This is a genomic window from Brevibacillus sp. JB24b (genome assembly GCF_051713385.1).
GTDB lineage: Bacteria > Bacillota > Bacilli > Brevibacillales > Brevibacillaceae > Brevibacillus_B > Brevibacillus_B laterosporus.
In genome coordinates, this window is sequence record NZ_JBNVQV010000001.1 from 3,215,987 (window position 1) to 3,239,735 (window position 23,749).

At 38.9% G+C, this 23,749-nt stretch carries 21 protein-coding genes; 5 read left to right on the forward strand and 16 right to left on the reverse strand.

Annotated elements, in window-relative coordinates:
* Window positions 1-8: 8 nt before the first annotated feature.
* The 3 genes from ACQV1I_RS15060 to ACQV1I_RS15070 are packed head-to-tail and all read right to left on the reverse strand — an operon-like array spanning window position 9 to window position 5,418.
* On the reverse strand, window positions 9-881 hold the full coding sequence (locus tag ACQV1I_RS15060) for a divergent polysaccharide deacetylase family protein (RefSeq protein ID WP_236645782.1): 873 nt from the start codon (window positions 879-881) through the stop codon (window positions 9-11).
* A 13-nt stretch (window positions 882-894) separates the two neighbouring features.
* The gene (locus ACQV1I_RS15065) at window positions 895-2,973 is read right to left on the reverse strand and encodes a glycoside hydrolase family 3 protein (protein ID WP_116334027.1); all 2,079 of its coding nucleotides are present in this window, start codon (window positions 2,971-2,973) and stop codon (window positions 895-897) included.
* A 24-nt stretch (window positions 2,974-2,997) separates the two neighbouring features.
* The gene (locus tag ACQV1I_RS15070; protein WP_116334028.1) at window positions 2,998-5,418 is read right to left on the reverse strand and encodes an exo-beta-N-acetylmuramidase NamZ domain-containing protein; all 2,421 of its coding nucleotides are present in this window, start codon (window positions 5,416-5,418) and stop codon (window positions 2,998-3,000) included.
* A gap of 295 nt (window positions 5,419-5,713) precedes the next feature.
* Here ACQV1I_RS15070 and ACQV1I_RS15075 point away from each other — a divergent pair, with 295 nt between their 5' ends.
* Window positions 5,714-7,090, forward strand: coding sequence for an MFS transporter (locus tag ACQV1I_RS15075; RefSeq protein ID WP_438769975.1), 1,377 nt, complete (start codon window positions 5,714-5,716; stop codon window positions 7,088-7,090).
* A 96-nt stretch (window positions 7,091-7,186) separates the two neighbouring features.
* Here ACQV1I_RS15075 and ACQV1I_RS15080 read toward each other — a convergent pair whose 3' ends face one another.
* The 12 genes from ACQV1I_RS15080 to ACQV1I_RS15135 form a co-directional block, all read right to left on the reverse strand.
* On the reverse strand, window positions 7,187-8,155 hold the full coding sequence (locus ACQV1I_RS15080) for a YpdA family putative bacillithiol disulfide reductase (protein WP_116334030.1): 969 nt from the start codon (window positions 8,153-8,155) through the stop codon (window positions 7,187-7,189).
* A gap of 201 nt (window positions 8,156-8,356) precedes the next feature.
* A complete protein-coding gene (locus ACQV1I_RS15085) occupies window positions 8,357-9,130 on the reverse strand; it encodes a LolA family protein (RefSeq protein WP_094699729.1) in 774 nt (257 codons plus the stop codon).
* Between the two features lie 283 nt (window positions 9,131-9,413).
* A complete protein-coding gene (locus ACQV1I_RS15090) occupies window positions 9,414-10,364 on the reverse strand; it encodes a pyridoxal-phosphate dependent enzyme (RefSeq protein WP_116334141.1) in 951 nt (316 codons plus the stop codon).
* Window positions 10,365-10,785: 421 nt separating this feature from the next.
* A complete protein-coding gene (locus ACQV1I_RS15095; RefSeq protein ID WP_236645783.1) occupies window positions 10,786-11,196 on the reverse strand; it encodes an FAD-dependent oxidoreductase in 411 nt (136 codons plus the stop codon).
* Window positions 11,197-11,315: 119 nt separating this feature from the next.
* Complete coding sequence (locus ACQV1I_RS15100) at window positions 11,316-11,705, reverse strand: VOC family protein (protein WP_018670619.1); 390 nt, start codon at window positions 11,703-11,705, stop codon at window positions 11,316-11,318.
* Between the two features lie 490 nt (window positions 11,706-12,195).
* Window positions 12,196-12,390: a hypothetical protein gene (locus ACQV1I_RS15105; RefSeq protein WP_094699727.1), complete on the reverse strand. Its 195-nt coding sequence runs from the start codon at window positions 12,388-12,390 to the stop codon at window positions 12,196-12,198.
* 438 nt (window positions 12,391-12,828) lie between these two features.
* Window positions 12,829-13,326 carry a hypothetical protein gene (locus ACQV1I_RS15110; RefSeq protein WP_116334032.1) on the reverse strand — a complete coding sequence of 166 codons (498 nt, stop codon included), beginning with the start codon at window positions 13,324-13,326 and terminating at the stop codon, window positions 12,829-12,831.
* Window positions 13,327-13,483: 157 nt separating this feature from the next.
* Complete coding sequence (locus tag ACQV1I_RS15115) at window positions 13,484-13,663, reverse strand: hypothetical protein (RefSeq protein ID WP_018670615.1); 180 nt, start codon at window positions 13,661-13,663, stop codon at window positions 13,484-13,486.
* 127 nt (window positions 13,664-13,790) lie between these two features.
* Window positions 13,791-14,501, reverse strand: a complete 711-nt coding sequence (gene deoD, locus ACQV1I_RS15120) for a purine-nucleoside phosphorylase (RefSeq protein ID WP_018670614.1) — start codon at window positions 14,499-14,501, stop codon at window positions 13,791-13,793.
* A 109-nt stretch (window positions 14,502-14,610) separates the two neighbouring features.
* Window positions 14,611-15,546 carry a S66 peptidase family protein gene (locus tag ACQV1I_RS15125; RefSeq protein ID WP_116334033.1) on the reverse strand — a complete coding sequence of 312 codons (936 nt, stop codon included), beginning with the start codon at window positions 15,544-15,546 and terminating at the stop codon, window positions 14,611-14,613.
* A gap of 130 nt (window positions 15,547-15,676) precedes the next feature.
* The gene (locus ACQV1I_RS15130; RefSeq protein WP_094699725.1) at window positions 15,677-16,744 is read right to left on the reverse strand and encodes an ATP-binding protein; all 1,068 of its coding nucleotides are present in this window, start codon (window positions 16,742-16,744) and stop codon (window positions 15,677-15,679) included.
* A gap of 257 nt (window positions 16,745-17,001) precedes the next feature.
* Window positions 17,002-17,406 carry a DUF2203 domain-containing protein gene (locus ACQV1I_RS15135; protein ID WP_116334034.1) on the reverse strand — a complete coding sequence of 135 codons (405 nt, stop codon included), beginning with the start codon at window positions 17,404-17,406 and terminating at the stop codon, window positions 17,002-17,004.
* Window positions 17,407-17,593: 187 nt separating this feature from the next.
* On the opposite strand from ACQV1I_RS15135, the gene ACQV1I_RS15140 reads away from it, so the two are divergent.
* Window positions 17,594-18,298 (forward strand): SprT-like domain-containing protein, encoded by a 705-nt coding sequence (locus tag ACQV1I_RS15140; protein ID WP_094699723.1) that lies wholly within the window; start codon window positions 17,594-17,596, stop codon window positions 18,296-18,298.
* Between the two features lie 19 nt (window positions 18,299-18,317).
* On the forward strand, window positions 18,318-18,626 hold the full coding sequence (locus tag ACQV1I_RS15145) for a hypothetical protein (protein WP_116334035.1): 309 nt from the start codon (window positions 18,318-18,320) through the stop codon (window positions 18,624-18,626).
* A 140-nt stretch (window positions 18,627-18,766) separates the two neighbouring features.
* Here the strand turns inward: ACQV1I_RS15145 and ACQV1I_RS15150 are convergent, their stop codons facing one another.
* Window positions 18,767-20,464, reverse strand: coding sequence for a M3 family oligoendopeptidase (locus tag ACQV1I_RS15150; protein WP_116334036.1), 1,698 nt, complete (start codon window positions 20,462-20,464; stop codon window positions 18,767-18,769).
* A 330-nt stretch (window positions 20,465-20,794) separates the two neighbouring features.
* Here ACQV1I_RS15150 and ACQV1I_RS15155 point away from each other — a divergent pair, with 330 nt between their 5' ends.
* A complete protein-coding gene (locus tag ACQV1I_RS15155) occupies window positions 20,795-21,793 on the forward strand; it encodes a BMP family ABC transporter substrate-binding protein (protein ID WP_116334037.1) in 999 nt (332 codons plus the stop codon).
* A 22-nt stretch (window positions 21,794-21,815) separates the two neighbouring features.
* The gene (locus tag ACQV1I_RS15160; protein WP_094699721.1) at window positions 21,816-23,669 is read left to right on the forward strand and encodes an ATP-binding protein; all 1,854 of its coding nucleotides are present in this window, start codon (window positions 21,816-21,818) and stop codon (window positions 23,667-23,669) included.
* Window positions 23,670-23,749 lie beyond the last annotated feature (80 nt).

A 23,749-nucleotide genomic window follows, 5' to 3' on the forward strand; every position in this document is an offset into this window, starting at 1 on the left:
TTTTTTCTTTATTTTTTCGTCCCCTTTTCAGTCTTTGTGGGTGTAGCTTGTTTCTCATTTACCATTTGAGATACATGCATGATAGTGGCTTCTTTTTGTAATTGAGGTAAATAGCTGAGTATGGCTTTGGCAACTTTTTTGCCACCCGGGCCTACATGACCGATAGCAATACATGCTTCATTTTGCTTCACTTTTTCACTAATGAGCTTCAGTTGTTTCGCGATGTGTGAAGTCGTATGCACATCATCTAAGAATATCATGTTCTCAATGTAAGGAACCTGCAATTCTCGGGCGACCTGCCCAACAATGCTTTTATAAGAGGTCTTACTGTCAATGTAAAAAAGCCCTCGTTCTTTACATACCTGCAATACAATCCGCATAATACGCGGATTTTGGGTAATTTTAGATCCCATATGATTGTTCATGCCTATTGCGTGCGGAACATCGTCAATCGCTTTGTTCACTCGCTGACGAATCTCCTCGTCACTTAAATTACTCATAAGTGCTCCAGGACCTAGCCAGTTTTTAGGACCCTTCATTGGTTCCATCGGCATGTGAACAATTACATCGTGTTTCTTTTGATGGGCCATTTCTGCGTCTTTTTTTGTACTTGGCAGAAATGGCATGACTGCAATGGTTAAAGGAATAGGTAAATTAAGAATTTCCTCTGTTCCTTTCATATTGTTGCCAAAATCGTCTATGATGAGGGCAACTTTGTGTGTTTTAATGGGTTCGGGAATTTTTTGTTCAGAAGCTGTGACTGAGGAGCATACAAGTGCTCCACATAGCATCAAGACTATTCCTAGCTTAGAAGCAATCCACATAAATAAACCTACCTTTACACCTTTTTTGGTAGTATGTGCAACAGCATCCCTTTTCACTCTATTTTAATCCTTAAAGTCCATGACCATAGGGATACAAAACTTTACCTTTCGTATCGTAGATCGTAACAGGTAGCTTTCCCTTCGCTTTCAATTTACCAAACAGAATCGCAGCTGTGGCTTGAAAGCTTACTTTTGCATATCCATATTGCGCCACATACACAGGGATGTTTTGAAAATAAGTCAGTTGATATGGATTTCGTGTAGAAATCATAATTACTAGCTTTTTCTTTTGTTGAATCTGTTTTGTTAATACCTGATTTACGGATTGTATGCCACCTGAGAATGAATCTGGCAATACCATCAATACGTCGGCACGATCTATTTCTTTTTGTTGCTCAGCTGTGACCACATGGGCAATAGTAATCGCTACTGTATTCTGATGATATTTCTGGATTTCCTTAGTCAGTTCACTCGTATATTGCGAACCAATCACAGCTATTTTCTGTGTCGAAGAGGGATGAAGAGGTAACAACCCGTCATTTTTGACCACTGTAATGGAGTGTTCAGCAATTGCTCGCTCCACTTGTTTGTGGGCCACTGAAGTTATGGATTTCTCTGCGATTTGTTGAAGGATAGGTACACTTGGCCTCTGTTCCTTTGGAAAAATTCCTCTTCTAATCTTTACTGACAGTATTCGTCTGACAGCTTCATCCAAACGTTCTTTCTTAATCGCTCCCGCCATGACAGCTTCCTGCATTCCTAGACTTACCTTTTCAACATCTGGGGGCATTAAAATAATGTCCGCACCAGCATTCATTGCACGAATACTGGCATCCACTGTCTCGAAATGTTGTGTAATACCTCCCATATCCATAGCATCCGTAATAACTAATCCATCATAACCAAACTCTTTGCGTAATAAACCTTGGATGAGCCTAGGCGATAGGGTTGCTGGTAGGTAAATAGATTTACCCTTTTGATTAGACATTACCTTTGTGGACTCGATCTGTGGAAAAGCTATATGAGCGACTAAGACAGAATCTACCCCCTCCTTAATCGCTTGTCGAAATGGGATGAACTCAACTTGTTCCAACTGTGTTTTCCCATACGAAATGACTGGTAAGCCTACATGGGAATCTACCGAAGTATTGCCATGTCCGGGAAAGTGCTTTCCGCTAGCCACGACTCCTGCTGTCTGCATACCTGCAATAAAGGAAGTCCCCATTTCGGCTACCAATTGTGGGTTCTCACCATAAGAGCGTACACCAATCACTGGATTCTTAGAGTTATTATTGACGTCTATGGTTGGTGCAAAATCCAAATTGATCCCAAGTGAAAGCAGTTCGTCTGCCATTACTTGTCCTGCCTGATATGCTAGATTTGGATTTCTTGTTGCACCTAATGCCATATTACCTGGCATATTTGTCCCTTGTTTCAGTCGTGAAACAATCCCCCCTTCCTGATCAGTACCAATAAGTAAACCAAATTTATGTTGAGTTGTTTGAAGAGCATTCGTTAGTTGAACAATTTGTTTGGTTTCATCTAAGCTGTCTTTAAATAAAATGATGCCACCTAAATGAAGCTTCTTTATCATATTCGCAATTTCTGGTGTCACTTCATGGAAAGGCTTTCCACCATACATACTAAAACTTGGCATTAGTGTCTGTCCTACTTTTTCAGCCACACTCATGTTAGCAAGCATCCGAGGAATAACATCGTATCTATCCTGTTTCTCAGCAAGGATTTTCACACTTTTCTTGTCCATTCTTTCAAGAACCAAGCGATCATGGTAGGTTCCATCTGACACTAGAATGACTGTTTGACCCAACTTACCCTGTATGGTTAAAAGTCCTTCTCTCGAAACCGTTGCTACTTGCGTATTGCTTGAGCTCCAGCTTATATTAGCTTGGGCCTTGGTGAGATGCCCATCGGCATAGGTATGTAATGCCTGTAATTGAATCTGTTTGGTGAAGTATATCTTGGGTGTTTCAGGAAGATTTTGCGCGAACAATAAATCCGTAGGGTGATTAGTGGAAACAGTTGAAGTTCGCATGATATCTGCTCTGTCCTTTGATAAAAGGGGAATGAAAAAACAAGCAAAGAGAATCAAGCTAACTGACGTATAAGCGAAAATATGCTTTCGTTTCATGAATAGGCCTCCGTCACATGTTGATTACTCCCCTTCTATTGCAGCCAAGGTAGCAATTTTTTGGCGCAAAGCATTGAGGGAGGGTTTCTCTCTAGTCGGATGCACTCGGTTCGTTAATAACAGCACGATAGACTGTTGTTGTTGATTTATTAACAATGAAGTGCCCGTAAATCCAGTATGTCCTACGCTTGGCGTGACAAAACCATGCCCCATGTACCAGGGTTGATCTCGCTCAAATCCAAGCCCCATTTGTTTCGAGCAAGTATTTGATAATTGATTCGAGAGCATTTCTCGTACACTCTCTGCTCTTAGGACTCGTTTTCTACTTCCCTTTCCGTTATGAAGAATCATAGTAGCAAATTGTAATAGATCATCTGCATTGCTAAATAATCCAGCATGTCCAGCCACACCATCTAAGGCCCATGCCTTCTCATCATGTACACTTCCCCAGATGACGTCACGTTTTGTCCATGGCTGTTGTTCAGTGGCTACGATTTTCTTCTTATCTACTTTGGGGCAAAATCCTGTATGTTTCATCCCCAATGGGTTAAATAGATTCTCCTGCATATATTGATCCAGACGTTTACCCGTTAACTGTTCGATCAAGTACCCCAGCACAATATAATTGAGATCACTATACACTACTTTTTCACCTGGATGATTTTTGAGTCTAAGCATTAATACAGCCTTCATCCGATGTTCACGATCACCTGGTATCCTATACAGTCGTATACTAGGGGCAAATCCAGATGTATGGGTCATAAGCTGCCGAATGGTAATATTCTGTTTTCCATTACATGCAAAATCAGGGAGATACGTATCCACTGGTTTATCTAGGTGCACAATTTGTTTCTCTGCTAATTGCATAACCGACACAGCCGTAAATAACTTTGTTAGGGAAGCGATGTCAAATAAATGTTTTTCCGTCATTTTTACGGGCTTCTCTGCTAGTTTTCCAGCTTTATTTTGATAAAGATAGGCATGCCCGTATGCTCGTTCGATTTTCCTTTTTCCTCGTGAAACGATTGCTACTACGGCACCTGGAATTATCTTGTCTTCAATGGCCTTCTCAATCGCCTGATTCACTTCATCTCTCATCTCCTCTCCGCGTTTTCCCGGTCCACTTTCACGATAAAGCAGATATTTTTGACGCACCTTTACAAAAGGTTGTAAAGCTTCTCTCCACGTGCGAATCATCTGCTGTAGATTGCGAGTATTTGAGGTAAGGTCATGATGATCCACTGCCTCCTGCAAAGAACGAGTACCTGCCATATAGTGAATCCAGCCATCCTCTCTCCATCTAAAATGCTGAGGGTAACGTTTCCTAATAATATGTAACAATGTAAGCCCCGTTAAGGTGCTATCATAAGCCGTTCGATCTGTTACATAAATTTGCACACCATGTATGGTTTGTCCTTTGTATTTACCATACATCGGCTCCATATGTGCTTCGCGAATTGCTACCCCTGGAAGATTTGCCCCTTCAAGATCTACTCGCAATCGATGCGCATCAATAAAAGGAGCACCAATCCATTCGAATGGATGTGTTGTCCCCCTTCCTTCTGAAAGATTTGTTCCTTCTAGTAATCCCGTCGCAGCATATAGCCAAGCAGAATCTACTGTAGGTAGATTAGGAGAAGGAGCTACCCATAATAGTCCAGTTTGCTCCCAGGTCATCTCACGTTTCCAGCCTTGCATTCGAAGCACTCGTAAATTGACCTTCCCTCCTCGTTTGTTAGGCATAATTTCTTCATTATAAAAGAGAGCAAGCTCCCCGATCGTCATTGCATGGCGCAGAGGAATAGGCATTATTCCTATAAATGAGTTCCACTTTTCTTCCAATATAGGTCCTTCTATCCTAACTCCACCTAACGGATTGGGACGGTCTAGTACCATGACTGGTTTATCTGCCAATTTAGCAGCCTCCAATACATAAGCTAGAGTCGAAGCATAGGTGTAATAGCGTACCCCCACATCCTGTAGATCAATCAACAGAATATCCGTGGAAGCAAAAAGTATAGCAATCTGTTCTGGTCTCTTTTGATATAGCTCAAATATGGGGATAGGATGTTGTTTTACATGTGTCGGTACAGAAGGAAATGTAGTTGGCTCACCATCCTGCTTTACACCCCATATCCCATGCTCTGGACCATAAAGCGCAACTACGTTCAGACCTTTTTGAAGTAACGCGTCCAGATCATTAACCAAATCCTTGGTTACCCCCGTCTGATTGGTAATTAGTCCAATTTTTTTACCAGCTAACAGCTCAGGATGTAATAAGAGAACATCAATACCAGCAAGAACTTGATTCACCTGCTTTACCTTTATTTCATGAGCTAAGATAGAGGAGCTCCCATTAACAAGACTGACCCACAAAAGCAAGCAAACGAACACATAGGTACTTCTAGCTTGAAGACGTATGGCTCGCAACTTTTGGCTACCCACTTCCATCACCTCGCCTTGTAGTCTACCCTCAAGGCTGAAATAAATGACAAAAATTAGATGAAAAGACTCTTTAGATTTAGTTTTACAAATTAAGGCAATTCAAAAATTATTTATGATATAATGTTACATATATTTTTTTAGGAGGCGTTTATATGAAGTTCACAGTAATGATTCGGGCGCAAAAAATCCAAGGGGAAAACGCATAATTTGCCCTGTAACCTGCGCGATTCCCCTTTACTTTGGGAAGGGGCATCATTTGGTGAAAAAGGATGGAAATGAATTAAGAAGCAACCCAATGACTGACCTAGAAGCTGATCTACCAATCCACACCTTTGGAAACGTAAAAAAAATACTCTTGTGGCTTAGCTTTCTTGCCTTTTTTAGCGTTTTTAATGAAACAGTGTTTAATGTATCCCTCCCTGATATTGCCCAACAATATGGTCTTCTGCCCTCTTATGTAAACTGGATCAATACGAGCTTCATGATCGCTTTTGCTATCGGATCTGCCGTATATGGCAAAATCTCTGATACGTATGGGGTTAAGAAGTTACTAATTATTGGCCTTTTGATTTACAGTGGGGGTTCACTCTTTGGTTTACTTGCACAAGCATACTTTCCTGCTGTTATTGTTGCACGTGCCATTCAGGGAGCTGGAGCATCTGCGGTACCAGCTATATTCATGGTGATTGTTGCAAGGTATATCAATGCAGAAAGTCGGGGCAGGGCTTTTGGTATGATCGGCTCTATGGTTGCCTTTGGTGAGGGAATTGGACCTGCAATCGGTGGAACTATTTCGCATCATTTCCACTGGTCTCTCCTTTTTGTTCTCCCTATAATCACATTGATCTCACTCCCGTTCCTTATACAAGTACTACCGAACGAACCTTCACGTAAGGGAAAAGTGGACGTACTTGGAGCCGTATTGCTATCCATTGGGATTGTATTGTTTACCTTATATTCAACGGAAAATAGCTGGTTCTATTTACTAATCAGCGTTGTCGTGCTTTTGATATTTTCTCTGTATATCCGTCGTACGAAACAACCTTTTATTGAACCTGCTTTGTTTGGAAATCGGATGTTTTTGATGGGCGTTTTGGTAGGAGGTATTCTATTAGGTACCGTTGCTGGCTTTATTTCGATGGTTCCTTATATGATGAGGGATGTATATCATTTGTCAACAGGGATGATTGGCGGAGGTATCCTGTTTCCCGGTACGATCAGCGTCATTTTCTTCGGTTTCCTTGGTGGAAGTCTGGTGGATAAAAGAGGAAATACGTTTGTATTGTATCTTGGAGCCTTTTTTATAGTGCTAAGCTTCCTTGTTATTTCATTGTTCGTAGATAAATCTCCATGGCTAACAACCGTAATGTTGATACTGACTTTTGGAGGTCTCTCATTTGTTAAAACCGTGATCTCCTCTAGTGTTGCTGAAACACTCGCATCTGAAGAAACCGGTGCAGGAATGGGAATGCTTAACCTATCCTGCTTTTTATCAGAAGGAATTGGGGTAGCGATTGTGGGTGGACTGTTATCGAAACACTTACTTGATTTCCCGATACTTCCGACATTATCCGTTTCTACTGCTTTTTTATACAGCAATGTGTCGCTTGTTTTAACAATTTCTGTTTTGTTTGGAGTCGTCATTTACACGTTGACTTATAAACGAAAATAAAGCAATTCTAGTATGACTGATGAGCCGATAACCTGACAAAGGATCTCGGCTCATCTGTTCTCAACCTAGAATAAGCAAATACTTAGGTCACTTCATCTATAACGTAGCCAAGCTCTCAGCTAGTACCTCGCCATGGAACCTGCCGTTTTCAATAAAAATTTCATTAGCGTGTAAAGAAGAGACAATCACTCCTGCAACAAATACACCGGGAACATTCGTCTCCATAGTAGCTGGATCAAATATCGGCGCTCCCGTTTCTTTATTTAGCTCTACTCCCAAAGCTTGTAACAGCTGACGATCAGGTCGATAACCAATTAAACTAAAGACAAAATCATTAGGAATTTGCGTAAATCCCTCAGGTTTTTTTATTGTCAGCATTCTATCTGTAATCTCTTGGATTTCTGAAGAATAGTACACTTTGATACGACCTTTTTCACACAAGCTTTCAAATATAGGACGAGTCCACGCTTTCACACGAGAAGAAATCTCCTCACTACGACAGATCACTGTGACTTTGGCCCCCGCCCGTTCTAAATCCATAGCTGCATCCACAGCAGAGTTATTCCCCCCTACAATAGCTACTTCCATCCCTGCATAAGGATGAGCCTCTGTATAGAAGGAACTTACTTTTGGCAATTCTTCTCCAGTTACGCCTAAGCGGTTAGGATTGTCAAAATAACCAGTAGCGATCACAACGCGCTTTGTTTCATATTGGTTGGCAGAACCGAAGCGATCTGTGCTAGACACAACAAAATGATGATCGACTTTATCGATCTTTCCCACTTCTTCATAGGTCTGCACGCGAATATTATGACGCTTGGCAACCATTCGATAGTAATGTAAGGCCTCCAAGCGCGTCGGTTTTTCATTCGGAGTAGTAAAGGGAACCTGCCCAATTTCTAATAGCTCTGGGGTACTATGAAAAATCATATAGGTAGGATAGCGATAGATTGAATGTACCAAGCTTCCTTTATCCAACACGAGCGGATTGATTCCGCGTTTTTTTAATGCCACAGCCGCTGACAAACCGCATGGGCCAGCTCCAATAATAATGATTTCCTCCATAGATGAACTCTCCTTCCAGCTGAATCTTTGCATCTCTTTTTTTATCCTTTCTTTTATTATAAGTCATGTAAACCAAGGAATGTGTTGTACAAGTGTATTTCTGCATAGGAAAAACCCTCAAGTCCCACCTTACACTAGGAGATACTCAAGGGTTTCCTTCACTTTTTATACAATTTTAGATTGTTTTCAAATATCCATTGCTTATTTTTGCGGTGCGAATTGCATATCTTTGTAAACTTTTACGTCAGAAGGCATTGTAAGTTCAAATAATCCCTTTGTAAACTCAGGATAAAAATCTAATTTTGTTACTTCAGTGATCCCTTGTAAGCCAAAAACAGTTGTGATTGACTTCATGGCAACACCCGTTTCTTTATCCATCCACATCTCTACTTGAAGATCATCCTTTTCAGTAGGGATCGCCATGATATGATACGTTGCACGATTGTTAATGGTTTCTTCCCCTAGGAATTGTAGCTGGTGGTTGTTTTTTAATTCACGTAGATAAAAAACATCGTTGTTTACTACCTTTTGTTCAGATGCAGCCGTGATTTCACTTGCTGATTTAGCACCTTCACGATAAGTAAGAGAGGATTTACCATTAAATACATTATAGGTGACAACCCCTGTATTGTCTTTTTCCTCAATCCGATATCCTTTGTCTAAAGGACTATACCATTCCTTCGCTGTGGAAGTTACGATCTTTCCTTTTTGATCACGTTTAACGGTTGTTTCTTTATAAAGTGGAACCATCTCCATTTTTTTCATTAACTCTTCATATACTTGATCCATCGTCATTTTACTATTTTTCGCCTCAGGTAAAGAAACAGTACCTGCTCTCGTCTGCCCAATCACCTTCCCACTTGCATCGTAAACATTTGTTTTCACATATTTATCATATACACTCTCTTGTGCGTATGCTCCTGTTGCTACTAGGGTTGCTCCCGCTAAAACCACTGCGATCATTTTCTTTTTCATTTGTAAAAACCTCCCAAATTCTCAATACAAAATGTTAATTTTGTTAATAGATAGTCAAAACAATGCATGATTTCTACTCTATCAGCCTTTCAGCTCGTATGTAGCAAATTTGTTCTTTTATTGTTTCATTACCTTTGACGGAGACATTTGATAAATGTTACATGATATAACAACTTTTTTCATTTCTTTTTGGAACAGAAAAAACCTACAGAAATCTATGTTCTGTAGGTCGACTCCTTTCCTCTCACCCGCAATCTAATCATTACGGCCCTTTCCCTCTAGTTTAAAGGTTATCAGCTTCTTCCCATTCTTCTGCTGATCCTTTATCTGGAAAAACAGTAACAATAGTAGATTCTGGCCCAAGTTTACTTGCTACTTTTTTGGCAATGATTACATTTGCTGCTGCAGATGTTCCAATACGTATACCTGTTTGCTCATAAAAATTCTTCATTTCCACTAAGGTTTCTTCGAAAGTACAACTCCATTGTTTCGTAATGCACATTTCTTGGCTAGCGACAAAGGTTTGTTTTTTCCCTAGCCCTAATCCACCTGATCCTGCATATTTTTTCAAACCGTTTGGAGGTTGCTCACTTCCATAGGGAAGCTCAGCAGGTGTTACCAAATGAAGTTCAACATCGGGGTGTGTTTGTTTAATTGTTTCATATGCTCCTATTAAGGTTCCTCCAGTTCCCACTGAAGCTACCCAAGCATCAATCTTTTTACCTGCTAGTTGCTTGACAATTTCTTGGCCAGTCCCCATTCTATGTGCCAACAAATTCGCTTTATTTTCATGTTGATATAGAAATGACCACGTTGGATTTTCTTTACTAAGTCTAATGGTTTCTTCCATAACGCCCCAAAAACCCTTTGATTTATCAACAAGGATGATCTCCGCATGCAAAGCAGCTATTTTATCTAATAAGCTTCTGCTTGAAGCAGCGCTTAGAACTAACGTTAATGGTATTTCAAGTTTTTTACATATAACAGCTAAGGAAACAGCTAAGCTTCCTCCACTATATTCTAAGACATGTACGTCTTCTTCTTTGTTTTCATTCAGATGAGTAGTAATTAACTCTCTCATTAGAAAATAAGCGGCCCTATCTTTTATAGAACCGGTTGGATTTTCCCATTCGCACTTCGCATATATTTTTCCATGAAGTGCAGGGCAAGGGATGTTGATTAGAGAGGTGTTGCCTATTGCATTCCCAAATTCTTGTAAATACTCTACATTCATATGATATTTGTTCATTAGTTCAGATTCCCCATTCTATGGAATTTTAGTTTTTAGAGTACTGGCACTACAGTCTGTTCCAACCCTATTTACAAAGTATTTGAGGTATTTTGTGGTTTTACGATGAAGAGATTTTTTAACACGGCATTCATAAGAAAGGTTGGGAAATATTTAAGAAGTGCTTTCTTAAAGTAGGCCATAACCCGATTGTCTGATGAAGAGAAGTAAGCTGCTTTGATTGATTTTTTCTGTCACATTGAACATAATAACCTGGCATTAATGACTCTAGTGTTTGGTTTGTATCCAAATTTCTGATTAGGAGCGCAGGCTTAGGAATTGTAAATACGGAAAATCCTACATCTAGCTGTTCTTCAAATTGATTGCCCATGATCAATTTTCTTATTTGGGAATGGATACCATCTGCTCAAAACACGAAATCAAAAGATTCTTCCTTACCGTCTTGAAAACAAACCTGAACACTTTCTTCGTTTTGTGTGAAAGATTGAATTGTAGTATTAAAACTAATCTCAATTTGGTTTTTAATAGCCTCATAGAGGATTTGATGTAAGGAAAAACGATGAATCCCAATTGAACCACCTTGTTGTATATGAAACTTTCTGAAGTCAATATTTCTCAACTCACTGCCATCTGTATGAACAAAACGCCTTGTCTCTATTACAACCCCACATTTTTTCACCTGTTCTAGTAAGCCTAGTTTACTTAAAACAAAAAGGGCGTCACCGCGTAAACTAATAACCGAACCTATAGATAGAAGATCAATATGGATACCAGAAACAAATCCAGAAAAATCAGATTCAGACACTATTTTATACAAAAGAGCCTGTTAAAAATGTGATTCTAACAGGCTCTACAAATCCGTACTAAACGTATGCTGTTACATCCTCTGAGCTGTTCTTTGTTAGGTGAAGGTTAAAGTAAACGTTTCTCAGCCTCTTACTCTGCTGCATTCATTAATACAATTCTCCATCCATCAGGATCTTCTATGGTAGTACCTTTTTCTTTCCAATAAGGATTCTCTGGTTCCACCGCATAATATCCCATAGACTGCAATCTAGCGGTAATTTTCTGAATTTCATTTATATCAGGCATGTAAAATACCAGTAAATTATCTTTTGTTGGAGCTGGGCAAGGACTTCCGTTCACATGCTTGGTAAATTCTAAATGATATTCTGCATCAGGTAACCCAAACATGATTCCATCATACCCTTCATGATTTTCAAAACTACCTATCCGTTTTAACCCTAAACCTGTTTCATAAAAGCTGATAACCTCTTCAAATTTATCTGTTGGTCTTGCTATTCTGAACTGAACCCAGTTTTTCATCTAAATCCCTCCCTAATTTACTTGCACTTTCATCACCTTTTCAAGTAGACCAAACTATACAAACCTTCCTTTCTTTTGGAAAATATATATTTCTTATGCAAAAAAAAGGAAAATGTGACTTACAGACATTTTAAATAAAAATATTTATAAAATCAAGACATTTTATACTTTTCAAATATATTTGTTTAAAAAAGCAGATTGATACATACATCCACAGACAAATTAAAATTACAGATCATTTTTGTACTTGGTATTACGCTACCAAGAGAGCTTGAAATCACATTCCAAGCAATTAGGTCAGTCAAACCATCCCTATAAAAAAACACCCGCTAATTCAGCGAGTGTTTAAAGCTTTACATACGGAATCTTGACAATAAGATCACCCTGATAAAAGCCACCACGGGGAGATGACGTTTTTTTACTAATCAGAGCAATGCTTTTCTTCATTTTGGACTGGAATACTATTAAAAAGCGAGTGTGTTTTCATGACCTAAAGAATGGTTACAAAGGAGATATTCAAAATAGGCACTTCGACATCCACATACTCATCATAACCGGGACCATCTAGTGTCCTAACCGTTACAGTAGCATTCGTTACATCTCGCAAGATCCCATTAATAATACGCTGTAACACATGGACCTGTACTTCAAAGCCCACATAATCTTCTAGCTCTTTTCTAAGCATTGCTGTAACCCCTTTCTTAAGAGAATATTCTTAAATGGTTTGTCGTTAGCTAGCTGGTCGAATAGCTAGCACAGCTGTATAGGGTATCAGCACAATATGATTACTCGAATCAATTCCTTTCACGAAACCGTTTCCAACTTCTACAACAAAAATAAAAATTTCACCCGCTGTCGTTGTGATATCCACCTCTACATTTAGGAACCTGTTACATACGTTTCTCAGCGGAGGAATACAAGATTTGTAACCAAGCAATCTGCAAAAAAATCGGCAAAGTTCCATCTTATAGCACCTCTCTATAACAAAATAACCATGGCACAGAAAATTTTACAAATGCTTGCCATACACCAGTAATATATTAAAAAATAATTTCTTTGGAACCGTACAAGCATACAAGCTTTGAGCCTTTTTCCTCAAAAAAAGACCCAGCATTTCTGGGTCTCACATTGTATATCCATATCCTTCCAAATAACTTAAACGAATCATGGCCATCTCTAGTATTTCTACCAAAGACTGATCCTCTGTCGATTCTAGCTCAAAGCAAAAGCGTAAATGAGTGCATTTCTCTTTTTTCACGTGTGCAATAAACGTAAATTGATCTGATTGTTGTAATACAAGCTTACGTTTCAAAATGGTATCATCTAACGAAAACATACCGTCCCATTCATGATAGTAGTAAATCGAACTTACCTTAAATTCAAGACTTGTCCCATTTTTCCCTCTAGAAAAGGTAACGTGATCTTCTTTAAAAAATCCGAGTCCATTACTTAATTCTCCTACCAAACGAAATGAAATGCCATTGGGCAAATCACTAGGCTTTAATGCTTCTGCCCAACGCCCAGAAAGAAGGGCTACATTATTACTATCTAGCTGTACCTTTTCACCCAGCACAATGATTTCCAACTGCCCTTGAGCATCCTTTTGTAGCTGAACATACATACGATTCTCCTCCTGCTACTCATATGTATGAAACAGTATAATCATTGTTTTGTACTTTCAAACCCAATTCTGTCTAGGAACAGTTTATCACCTTTATAAAAGTAGTAAGCCCTATCTTTTTTGCAGATAAGGCTTATTTTTGTGGAATTTTAATAAGTTAACTACAGCCTTTTTGAATGTTAGTTAAGCGCTGGTCGATGGTTACTAGTTGACTCCGAATTTTCGATAAACGGTTTTCGGTACTATCTAATCGTTGATGAATGCCCAAAAGCCTGTGACGAATACGCTCTAATTGTTTCTCTGCACGCTCGGTTTGCTCGATTAATTGAGCTATCAACTATGACCATCTCCCTATGTTTTAAATTCCACATATTGGTTGTAACCGCTTTTATGTAGTTTGAAACATTTTTAAGTAAAAAAATAGTCCCGCCCGATTAAACAGGCAGGACGACTATAACAATTTCTTACGCTTCTGCAATAATTGCTTCCAATGCAACTTCAATCATTTGGTTAAAGGTAGTTTGACGCTCCATAGCTGTTGTTTCCTCACCTGTCAAAATATGATCACTTACTGTGAGGACAGACAACGCACGAGCTCCAAATTTCGCTGCGATTGTGTACAGCGCAGTTGTTTCCATTTCAACCGCTAGGACTCCGTATTCAGCCAATTTTGGCAGACGAGTCGCATCATCATTGTAGAATGAATCACTTGTAAATACGTTACCAACTCTAGTCGGCATGTTACGTTCAGTCGCTACGTCATACGCTTTTTTCAACAAGTCAAAGTTAGCTGTTGGTGCGTAATCGATATTGTTAAAGCGTACTTTGTTAACGGCAGAATCTGAAGAGGAAGACATCGCAATGATGACATCTCTAACCTTTACGTCTTTTTGGATCGCACCGCATGTACCTACACGAACCAAATTTTTCACGCCATATGAATTAATTAATTCATGAACATAGATAGAAATAGATGGTACACCCATTCCTGTTCCCATAACAGAAACACGTTTTCCTTTATAAGTACCTGTAAATCCTAGCATACCGCGAACATTATTAAAGCATTCTGGATTCTCCAAGAATGTTTCAGCAATGTATTTGGCACGCAATGGGTCACCTGGTAATAAAATTGATTCTGCAATTTGGCCTTCTTTAGCTTCGATATGTACACTCATGTTCGTGTCCCTCCAGTTATGTAAGAGATAGTTGGACGGGCATCAAAAGAGACGCCTCCCGTATTATACCCTATCCTACTTACATATCATAGCTAAATTCTCACAATCCTCATTCTATCGTTAGACTTTCTTCCACACAGAGTATTCCTTCATGAGAGATAACAGTACCTCTTACACCTAATGGCAAAGGGAGATTAGTGGAATCGTGTCCGATTTGCATATTGGCTAATGTAGGTTTCTGAAAGGGAACAATAATTCTTTCAAATAACTCCTCCACCGTAAAGCTTTCTTTCCCCTCTTTTGGCAAACAGGCCTCCCATGAGCCTAAGACGATTGCATTTGCATCGGAGAATTTTCCTGCTAAAGCTAACTGAGTTAACATGCGATCCACTTGAGATGGCTCCTCATCTATATCTTCCAAAAATAGAATTTTATTGGTCGTATCAAGCTCGTATTCTGTTCCTAACGTCGCACAAATTAAGCTTAGATTTCCCCCTACAATAGCGCCAGAAGCTTCACCAGGCACAAGACAACGAGTAGCTATCTCAGGCGGGTTTACAATTTCACCCAATGGCTCTGCACAAAAAAGTACCCGTTCTAGGTACCCTTTGGAAATGTGATTAAAACCATTAACTGGTTCTACTGCTGCCATTGGACCATGTAGGGTGGCTAAACAAGCCTCTTGCATAAATGCCGTATGCAAAGCTGTAATATCACTATAGCCAATAAATAGCTTTGGATTCTCTGCTATAATAGAGTAATCTAATAAGTTTAAAAGTTGTGGTGTACCATAGCCTCCTCTCAGACACCAAATCGCATTCACCTCGGGATCGCTAAACATATTCTCCAATTCACAAGTCCTATTTTCCGGTGTATCACTCAGATATCCGCCAAAGGATCGGTAGCTACTAGGCCCTACTTTAACACGTAATCCCATTGCTTCTACCTCTTGTATCGCTTTCTCTACTCGATCACTCTCTACTGGACTTGCGGGAGCTAGTAACCCAACACAATCTCCAACTTGTAATGTACGTCCTTTATTCATGTACGATTCCCCCTAGTTGTCTGATGCATGGTTATTTTTCAAACCCATTTTCTATACGTATGAGCTGTATCAAGCTTCTTATCCCTCTTCTTTAATGAATCTTTACCTATCTTTTCAAAAAGTCGAATTTTTATAAAGGATTTATGGGAAGGGCAATGGTAACAATCGTTCCTTCCTTTTCCTGACTATGAATCATAATTCTCCCCTGGTGTTGTTTCACAACTTGATAACACATAGTAAGTCCCATTCCTGTTCCTTTTTCTTTCGTCGAATAAAAGGGTTCACCCAATCGCTGTAAGCGTTCTTCTTCAATGCCGATACCTTCATCCACTACTGCTATACATACCTCTAACTCATTTACATACACCGTCAAAAAAATATCTCCACCATCAGGCATTGACTCGGCTGCATTCATGAAAAGGTGGAGTAAAACTCGCTTCATTAAATCGCGATCGCAGCTAACCATGGGTATTTCTCCATAGAAATGAAAATCAATCTGGATATCTAGGATTAGTGATTGATTTTCTTCATAGAACAGCTCAATCGCTTCCTCTACAAGGCTTGGGAGGTATAGAAAGTCACGTTGTATAGGTTCTGGTAAAGACAGCTGCATAAATCCATCAACAATCTGTTCGATTCGCTCGAATTCTCCCCCCATGATCTGTAAATACTTCTTTATCCCCTCATCCCTGTTTTCCATTTGCTTCTCCATTAATTTAAGAAACCCCTTTAAAGAGGTTAAGGGATTACGTAATTCATGAGCAATGGCCGCTGAAAGCTGGCCTACTACCCATAGCTTCTCAGATTTACACAATTTTTCTTCTATTAATCTACGTTCTGTAATGTTGCGTACAATCCCTACTACAAACTGAGTTGAGTTTACTTGCTGGATGGGATGTAAGGCAATTTCGTACGTAGATGTACCAAACGGAGCGTTCAGGCTTTCTTCATATTCGACTGTAGATTGCTGTTGTACGGCTTCTTGGCATTTATCCAAAGAAAAGAGCACTAATTCTTCTTTGAGGAATGCTTGTACTTTTTTCCCGACAATTTCCTCATATTTATATCCAGTAGCTTCTAAAAATGCTTCATTTACCTGCAACACAACAAATTGATGATCTGCTGTTACTTTTATCAAGAAGATAATGTCTTTTACTTGGTTCATCAGAAATGAAAACGTGGCTAACTCAGTCTGCATTGTTTTCCCTCTCCAGCTTTACGATCCTTAATTGTCTACTAAAAAACATCCTCCTCTTACATTCGACCCTATATATACATTTTCTTGCAACCAGTTTTTGTTAAACTGCAAAAACGGATGACTAGTCTTTTGTATATGAAAAGAACAGCGATCTAAAGCTAAATAAAATAAAGGGACAAGCATATGTCTTCAGCTCATCCCTCGTTCGTATTATGAGTTAGTTTTGATTCATAGACGAAGAAGAAATCGAGCAGAAACTACGAAATTTTTCTTCTACCGAGAAATCCTTCTTCCACTCCATGATAGTGGCTAACACTCCCCTCCCCTAACTTCCAACAGAGATATACCTCTACTCCATCTAGAATAGCTGGAAAATCCACCAACCCAAGCTCTACTTCTTTAACCTTCATACCATGCTTTTCAATCGCTTCAGCATGCATGGTATACTCCATATGCAAAAATTCCAACTGACATTCTAATTCAAAAACCTCATGATCGGCGAGGTCATTAATCCCAATATGGTCAACATGGCTTTTAACAATTTGTAAACGGTGGTATTTATCAGAAATTTCGCGCTTTTGATCTCGTAAAAAAAGGAGCTCTTTTTCTAGAAACGGGATATATTCATTCGCTTCATCTAGACTAAAGTATTTTTTACTCATACAGACTTTCTCCCTTCTACGCTATAAATTTACTTATAAATAACAACAGACTTATCACATTATTCATTTTTCTTCTAAATATTTTACATGAAAACACCTTCTAATGTAATCCGAAGAACTGTACCTCGTCTCTAAAAGTAGCTATTTTTTCTTGCCATCTTTGTTTTTCTCTCGCTACAATAGAGGTATGAATAGTAACCAAAAACCAACCGCCCTCATGTTAAAATATTTATACGCCCATCTTTTTGTTGTGGACCCAAAACGTGAGCTGATATTGGAGAAACTCTCCTATCAAGACGTTTATGAATTGATTCAGCAAATAAAACAGTTTACAAAAGAAAAACAACAATCTTTATCACATTCTACTAGCTTTCAAGAGCGTACCGTTTGGAGAATTGACACCTCTTCCTCAACGGAATTGTATCAAATTGGTAATCAATTAAGCCTTCAATATTTTGGCCGCCCTTGTAAAATTCCTATCGAATGGGATAAATCAGTAAAGGATGCCGCAGGAAGGTTTATATTTGAGCGAACACATCAAAAGCCTATTAAAATTGTACAAAGTCTGTGGCAATACAACCAATTTGGTGCCCAGCATGTCATAGCCACTCTCAAACATGAGCTTGTTCATTACCACCTGTGCTTGCAAAAAAAGCCCTTTGCAGATGGTACACCAGAGTTCGTAGCCGAATGTAGGCGTATAGGAGCTCCATTGTTTGCGGTTAAAATGTTGGAAGGATATCAGACATACTGTTCCGAGTGCGGCACAAAGGCAGATATTTTAAAAAAAGCGCGTAAAAAGGATAAAAGCCCTTGTTGTAAAGCAACACTTGTATGTAAAGAGTATGTTATCCGTTTGCCTGATGGGCGTCTTGTACAAGTAGAAGTGTAATCGTAAAGGAGAAAATAAAATGAGCCGTAAAGAAATAGAGGAACAGATCATCCGACAATATCAACATGATGAACATATGATGATTCTTGTCTTTGCACAATGGTGCGTGAATCATAGGCTTGACCCACATGAGCTATATCAAAGGGCTTATCCCAAGCAAGGTCAAAATCCGTTACTTAACCAAATAATGGAGCTAACTGTTCCCGAGGAGGAAGCTGGCACCATTGAAAATGAAACCCTACTAGCAATGTTAACCATGTATGAAAATGACGATCTCGCTTATGTGGTGAATGAAGAGATAGAGAGACTAGCAAAACAACAAAGCTAAGAAGATGACTCGTTACCAATATACGGAAAAGCGTGCTTATTATGAATTGAAACCTGAATGTTTGAAGATCACGGATTATCGGGCGTACGTAGTAGCTTGTCACGTACACCCGGTCATTCTATTCATATACTACTACATTCTTACATATTTTCATAATTGGCTTGTTCTAACCAGTCTACTATGTCCTGAACTACTGAATCAAGACAGCCTGCCTTAAATGGTGAATGTAGCCCTGCTAGCTCCACGATCTCCGTAAAGCTTTTGCTACCTCCTACCTCACAAATACGCAAGTAGTTTTTCCATGCTTGTTCTCGATCTTTATTAGCTAATTGCCAAAACTGGAAGGCACAGATCTGGGCAAGACCATAATCAATATAATAGAATGGAAACTTGAAGATATGACGCTGCTGGTGCCAGTAGTTTCCTCGATCCAAATAATCATTCTCTTCAAAGTTATAATAAGGACGGTACTCCCGTTCTAGCTGCCGCCAAGCCCGTTTACGATCCTCCACGCTCGCCGTGTGGTTTTCGTATACATAATGCTGGTATTCATCCACCATGCAAATATATAGAATAGAGGAAAGGCTATCATGTACATGCTCATATTTAAATTTCTCAGCGTCTTCTTTAAAAAAGAGAGGCATCCATGGCCATGTTAAAAATTCCATACTCATGGAGTGAATCTCAGCTGATTCACTAGTTGGGAAGATGCATTCAGGCATTGGAATGTGTCTACTTGAATAAGCTTGGAAGGCATGGCCTACCTCATGTGTTAGTACAACAACATCGTGTGAGGTTCCATTAAAGTTGGCAAAAATAAATGGAACTTGTTGAGCCTGAAAATAATCACAGTAGCCACCTGCTGCCTTGCCTTTTCTACTATACACGTCAAGCAAGCCTCTATCTACCATCATTTGGAAAAACTCGTTTGTCTCAGATGATAGTTCCTTATACATTCTTCTCCCGTTTTCTAAAATCCACTCTGGGTCCCCCTTTGGTACTGGATTCCCAGAAGGAAACAACAAAGGATCATCATAATAAGTTAAAGTCGGGACTCCAATATGTTGTCGTTGGCGTTCTTTAAGGCGATTCACAGCCGGTACAATCTGCTTTTTCACTTGTTCACGGAATACGCTAACCATCTCTTGATCATAGTCAATTCGCTGCATACGTGCATAGCCTAGCTCCACAAATGAAGGAAAGCCCAGTTTATGAGCAATGGTCGTTCTGATTTGAACAAGCTTGTCAAAAATTTGATCTAGTTCTGCTTCATGATCTTTTAAATATTGATATTTTGTTTCAATAGCTTTTTTACGGATATCCCGATCAGTTGATTGCTGATAAGGCCCCAGCTCTGGTAAGGATAGCTCCTTACCCTCAAATTCAACCTTCGCACTTGCTATCAATTTTACATATTCACTACAATATTTATTTTCCTCTTGCAGATCATAAAGAACATCTGGAGAGAAGGTACTCATTTGCTTTTCTACCAATGCAAAATAAACCTTACCCCACTTTTGCTCATGCTTCTCTCTGTGGGGAGAATGTAAGATGGCACGATAATATTGGTTCTTCCACTCATCAAAGTAAGGAACCTGCTCATCGTAAAATTCTTGTTCTTTCTTATAAAAATCATCTTCCGTATTCATACAAAAACGATTGCTAGCAATGCTCCAAGCGGTAAGAAATTTACGCTGTAAGGCGAGTATGGCGTCTATGGCTGATTCTTCTTGTTCATAAGTACTCATTTCTGTAAAATTATTCAACTGTTCAGTAAATTCATATTTTAATTGTGACATATCAATTCGTTCATATGGAAAGTTCTTAAATTGTAACATGTATGTTATCTCCCCCTTATCTATTTGGATTCGTTTTTGATGGGAAAACTCCTGCTTTTTTTGTTAGGATCACATTAAACTGACTACCATTAGCAAAAACTTATTTCAATATGTCTATTTTCCTGATATATTTGTATCATTTAGCCTATCTCTCGTTTTTTCTTACAATTTATACTTTCAAAGGATAAAATTTACTTATTTCAAAAAAACATCTTTTATGTTATTAATATGTATGATTAAACCAAGCAGGAAATTGTTATTATTTGTCGAATCTTGCAAATGAGAACTAATGTTCAATTATGGTATATGTCACCTATGGGAGGAAATGAAGTGACCGAACAATCCAAGGGTTTCGTCTACATTATTGGAGCTTTGGTAATCTGGTTACTTTTGCTCCTAACCTTTCAGTTTCTTTTAAATATGAAACAAATCCAAGAGTTCACACGAAAAAATGTAGCCGAGCACCAAATTGCTTTAATTTTAGAAGGTCCTACTTTCGATCAAGCATGGAATAGCGCAGCATTACAGACTATGTATAAACTACAAGACAAGTACCATTTTGACCTAGAGATCGTGCAAGAAGTGGATAGACATAAAATTAAGGCAGTCGCGTCCAACCTAGCAGATTCAGGTTATGATTTAATTATGGGTCACGGAATTGTTTTCTCAGAACCATTTACAGAGGTAGCTGCAATTTATCCGAACACACGTTTTGTCACTCTCAATGGAACCGCCCATTATCCAAATCAAACAGTCATTCAATTTGATATGGAACCAGCGGGATATATTATTGGTAAGCTGGCTACACTGATGTCCAAAACAAAAACAGTGGGCTTTATCGTTGCAGATATGCCCAATGATAAGCCACTTGCTAAGGGTTTAGCACGTGGAGTTAAAGAAACAGATCCTTCCGCAAGAGCTTTGATCAAGTTTATACCCGATTACAATGATACGAAGGCTGCAGTCAAAGCAGCTCGTAACTTAATGATTGAGCATAAAGCTGATGTGATTTACTCTGCCGGTGATAGTATTAATTTACAAGTAATAAATGAGGTGCAAAAGCGAAATGTCCTAGCTATCGGATATATTAGTGACCAGCGTTTCTTAGCTCCGAACCATGTAATTTCTAGCCTTGTGCAAGACGTAGAACAAATTTATACAACCTTAATTGAACAATATCTTCAAAAAAAGCTTCAAAGTGGTACTGTGTTGTATGGGCTTAATGAAAACGTTAATTGTTTAGGTCCTTATGGAAAGATGGTTCCTGTCTCCATCCAAATGGAAATGAATCATACCATAGAAAAATTAAAACGAGCCAATGCCCATTGATAATGGCTTAGGAGGGATATTAATGTCCCCTTTTCGCAACATGGGATTTCAGATGAAAATGATGTTAAGTTACTTTGTGATGATGCTTCTCATTGGCTCCGTTGCAATTCTTAATAGTTATCAGATCACCAAGGTAACCTCTGAGGAATCTCATTTAACGCAAAAGGTTGTTCCGCAAACCAATGCTTTATTAGAACTAAAAAATCAATTGTATACCAAGATGTTTGCCTTACAAATGTATGTATCAACTCGTGAACCGAACTATCTGGAAAAATATTATACGGTATTTGAGCTACGAGATACGTTTACAATGTTAAAACGAAATGAGGAAAACAAGGAATTTTTCCAAATCATCGATCTTATTCATGAATTAGATCTTATTTTTCTAAATAAAGTAGATCCATTGCTCAAGGCTAACAACGTAGATGCTGTAACCTTCGTTTTGACCACAGAGGTAGACCCCAAAATTGCTTATTTAGAGAAATTCGTCAGTTTATCCTTACGAACGATTGAATCGAAAACATCAGAAGAAGTGCTTAACAGTAGCAAGAGATTAAAATTTTCGCTGATTATTACATATACCATTTCGGTAGCCTCTATCTTGTTCGGCTTATTTTGTACACTCTACTTCCGGAAAGAACTAATGCGTCCTATCCGCTCACTCCTGAGACAAGTGCGAGAGGTTTCACATGGGACTTTTGGTCAACAAATTACGTACAGTGTACGCGATGAATTTTATGAACTAGCACAAGAATGTAACAAGATGTCGCGTAACATTTCCATTCTCTTTCAACAAGGAGAACGTCAAAATCAAATTTTAGCCCAAGAAAAGCATGTTCGAGAACAGATTCTTGATTCCTTACCTGTAGGGATTATTACCCGCCATTTTGTTACTGGTGAAGTTTATATTAATCGCAAAGCCTTAGAATTAGTGCAACTAGATAAAGAATCATATCCACGCACAGTGACTCCACAAGTCTGGGTATCGAAAGACGATCCTAGTATTGATTGTAATTCGGTTTGGTTTGAGAATAAAAAAATGGAGCTATTACATAAGAATAACTCACCTTTTCTTGGTTTAGTTTCCTATGTACCCCTGCGTGATAGCGATCAAGGAAATATGGGATGGATGGTTGTTTTATCCGATATTTCCGAACAAGAACAGGTACAACAATATATTAATCAATCAGAAAAACTAGCTTTAGTCGGACAATTAGCTGCTGGAGCCGCTCATGAAATTCGTAACCCTCTGACAGTAATCTACGGATTTATTCAGCTATTACAACAAAAGCTCACAAAGGAAGAACGTAAAAAATACCACTTGGCACTTGTCCTACAAGAAATTGAGCGTGTGAACAAAATTGTTACAGAAATGTTGCTCTTGTCAAAACCCTCAACGCCTATAAATCGTGAAATTCCTGCCTTAGAGCTATTGAACTCCATCTTTACCTTAACTAAGGGAGAAGCTCTTCTGCATGGAATTGAGATGAAATTTATTTGTCCTCCAACCATTTCTCTTTATGTTGATCAGGAGCAAATGAAGCAGGTTTTGTTAAATTTAATGAAAAATAGCATGGAGGCAATGCCTCAAGGAGGCCAACTAAAAGTTGTTTGTACCGAAACAACATCAGGTGTACGTATTCGCATTATTGATACTGGAAACGGTATCCCTGATGAGTATCTATCACGTGTGATGGATCCTTTCTTCTCTGTAAAAGAAGGAGGAACCGGTTTAGGTTTGCCTATTACAATGCGTCTTGTTAGCAATCATGGTGGAGAAATGCAGATAGAGAGCAAATTAGGCAAAGGTACTACCATTACGATTGACCTTCCCCACCAATCAAAAAAGAATGAAGGATCAGACCATAATGAGTAGTGAGAAATTCATAAAAAGCAAATAAAACTTTACTTTACAACAAACGAAGAGGGCATTCGACTAATCGAACGCCCTCTTAT

What these genes read in the sequence shown, in the direction of transcription:
- ACQV1I_RS15065 (WP_116334027.1), bottom strand. Translation starts at nt 2,973, where the DNA reads ATGAAACGAAAGCATATTTTCGCTTATACGTCAGTTAGCTTGATTCTC.
- ACQV1I_RS15075 (WP_438769975.1), top strand. Translation starts at nt 5,714, where the DNA reads ATGACTGACCTAGAAGCTGATCTACCAATCCACACCTTTGGAAACGTA.
- ACQV1I_RS15080 (WP_116334030.1), bottom strand. Translation starts at nt 8,155, where the DNA reads ATGGAGGAAATCATTATTATTGGAGCTGGCCCATGCGGTTTGTCAGCG.
- ACQV1I_RS15085 (WP_094699729.1), bottom strand. Translation starts at nt 9,130, where the DNA reads ATGAAAAAGAAAATGATCGCAGTGGTTTTAGCGGGAGCAACCCTAGTA.
- ACQV1I_RS15090 (WP_116334141.1), bottom strand. Translation starts at nt 10,364, where the DNA reads ATGAATGTAGAGTATTTACAAGAATTTGGGAATGCAATAGGCAACACC.
- ACQV1I_RS15100 (WP_018670619.1), bottom strand. Translation starts at nt 11,705, where the DNA reads ATGAAAAACTGGGTTCAGTTCAGAATAGCAAGACCAACAGATAAATTT.
- ACQV1I_RS15105 (WP_094699727.1), bottom strand. Translation starts at nt 12,390, where the DNA reads ATGCTTAGAAAAGAGCTAGAAGATTATGTGGGCTTTGAAGTACAGGTC.
- ACQV1I_RS15110 (WP_116334032.1), bottom strand. Translation starts at nt 13,326, where the DNA reads ATGTATGTTCAGCTACAAAAGGATGCTCAAGGGCAGTTGGAAATCATT.
- deoD (WP_018670614.1), bottom strand. Translation starts at nt 14,501, where the DNA reads ATGAGTGTACATATCGAAGCTAAAGAAGGCCAAATTGCAGAATCAATT.
- ACQV1I_RS15125 (WP_116334033.1), bottom strand. Translation starts at nt 15,546, where the DNA reads ATGAATAAAGGACGTACATTACAAGTTGGAGATTGTGTTGGGTTACTA.
- ACQV1I_RS15130 (WP_094699725.1), bottom strand. Translation starts at nt 16,744, where the DNA reads ATGCAGACTGAGTTAGCCACGTTTTCATTTCTGATGAACCAAGTAAAA.
- ACQV1I_RS15135 (WP_116334034.1), bottom strand. Translation starts at nt 17,406, where the DNA reads ATGAGTAAAAAATACTTTAGTCTAGATGAAGCGAATGAATATATCCCG.
- ACQV1I_RS15140 (WP_094699723.1), top strand. Translation starts at nt 17,594, where the DNA reads ATGAATAGTAACCAAAAACCAACCGCCCTCATGTTAAAATATTTATAC.
- ACQV1I_RS15145 (WP_116334035.1), top strand. Translation starts at nt 18,318, where the DNA reads ATGAGCCGTAAAGAAATAGAGGAACAGATCATCCGACAATATCAACAT.
- ACQV1I_RS15150 (WP_116334036.1), bottom strand. Translation starts at nt 20,464, where the DNA reads ATGTTACAATTTAAGAACTTTCCATATGAACGAATTGATATGTCACAA.
- ACQV1I_RS15160 (WP_094699721.1), top strand. Translation starts at nt 21,816, where the DNA reads ATGTCCCCTTTTCGCAACATGGGATTTCAGATGAAAATGATGTTAAGT.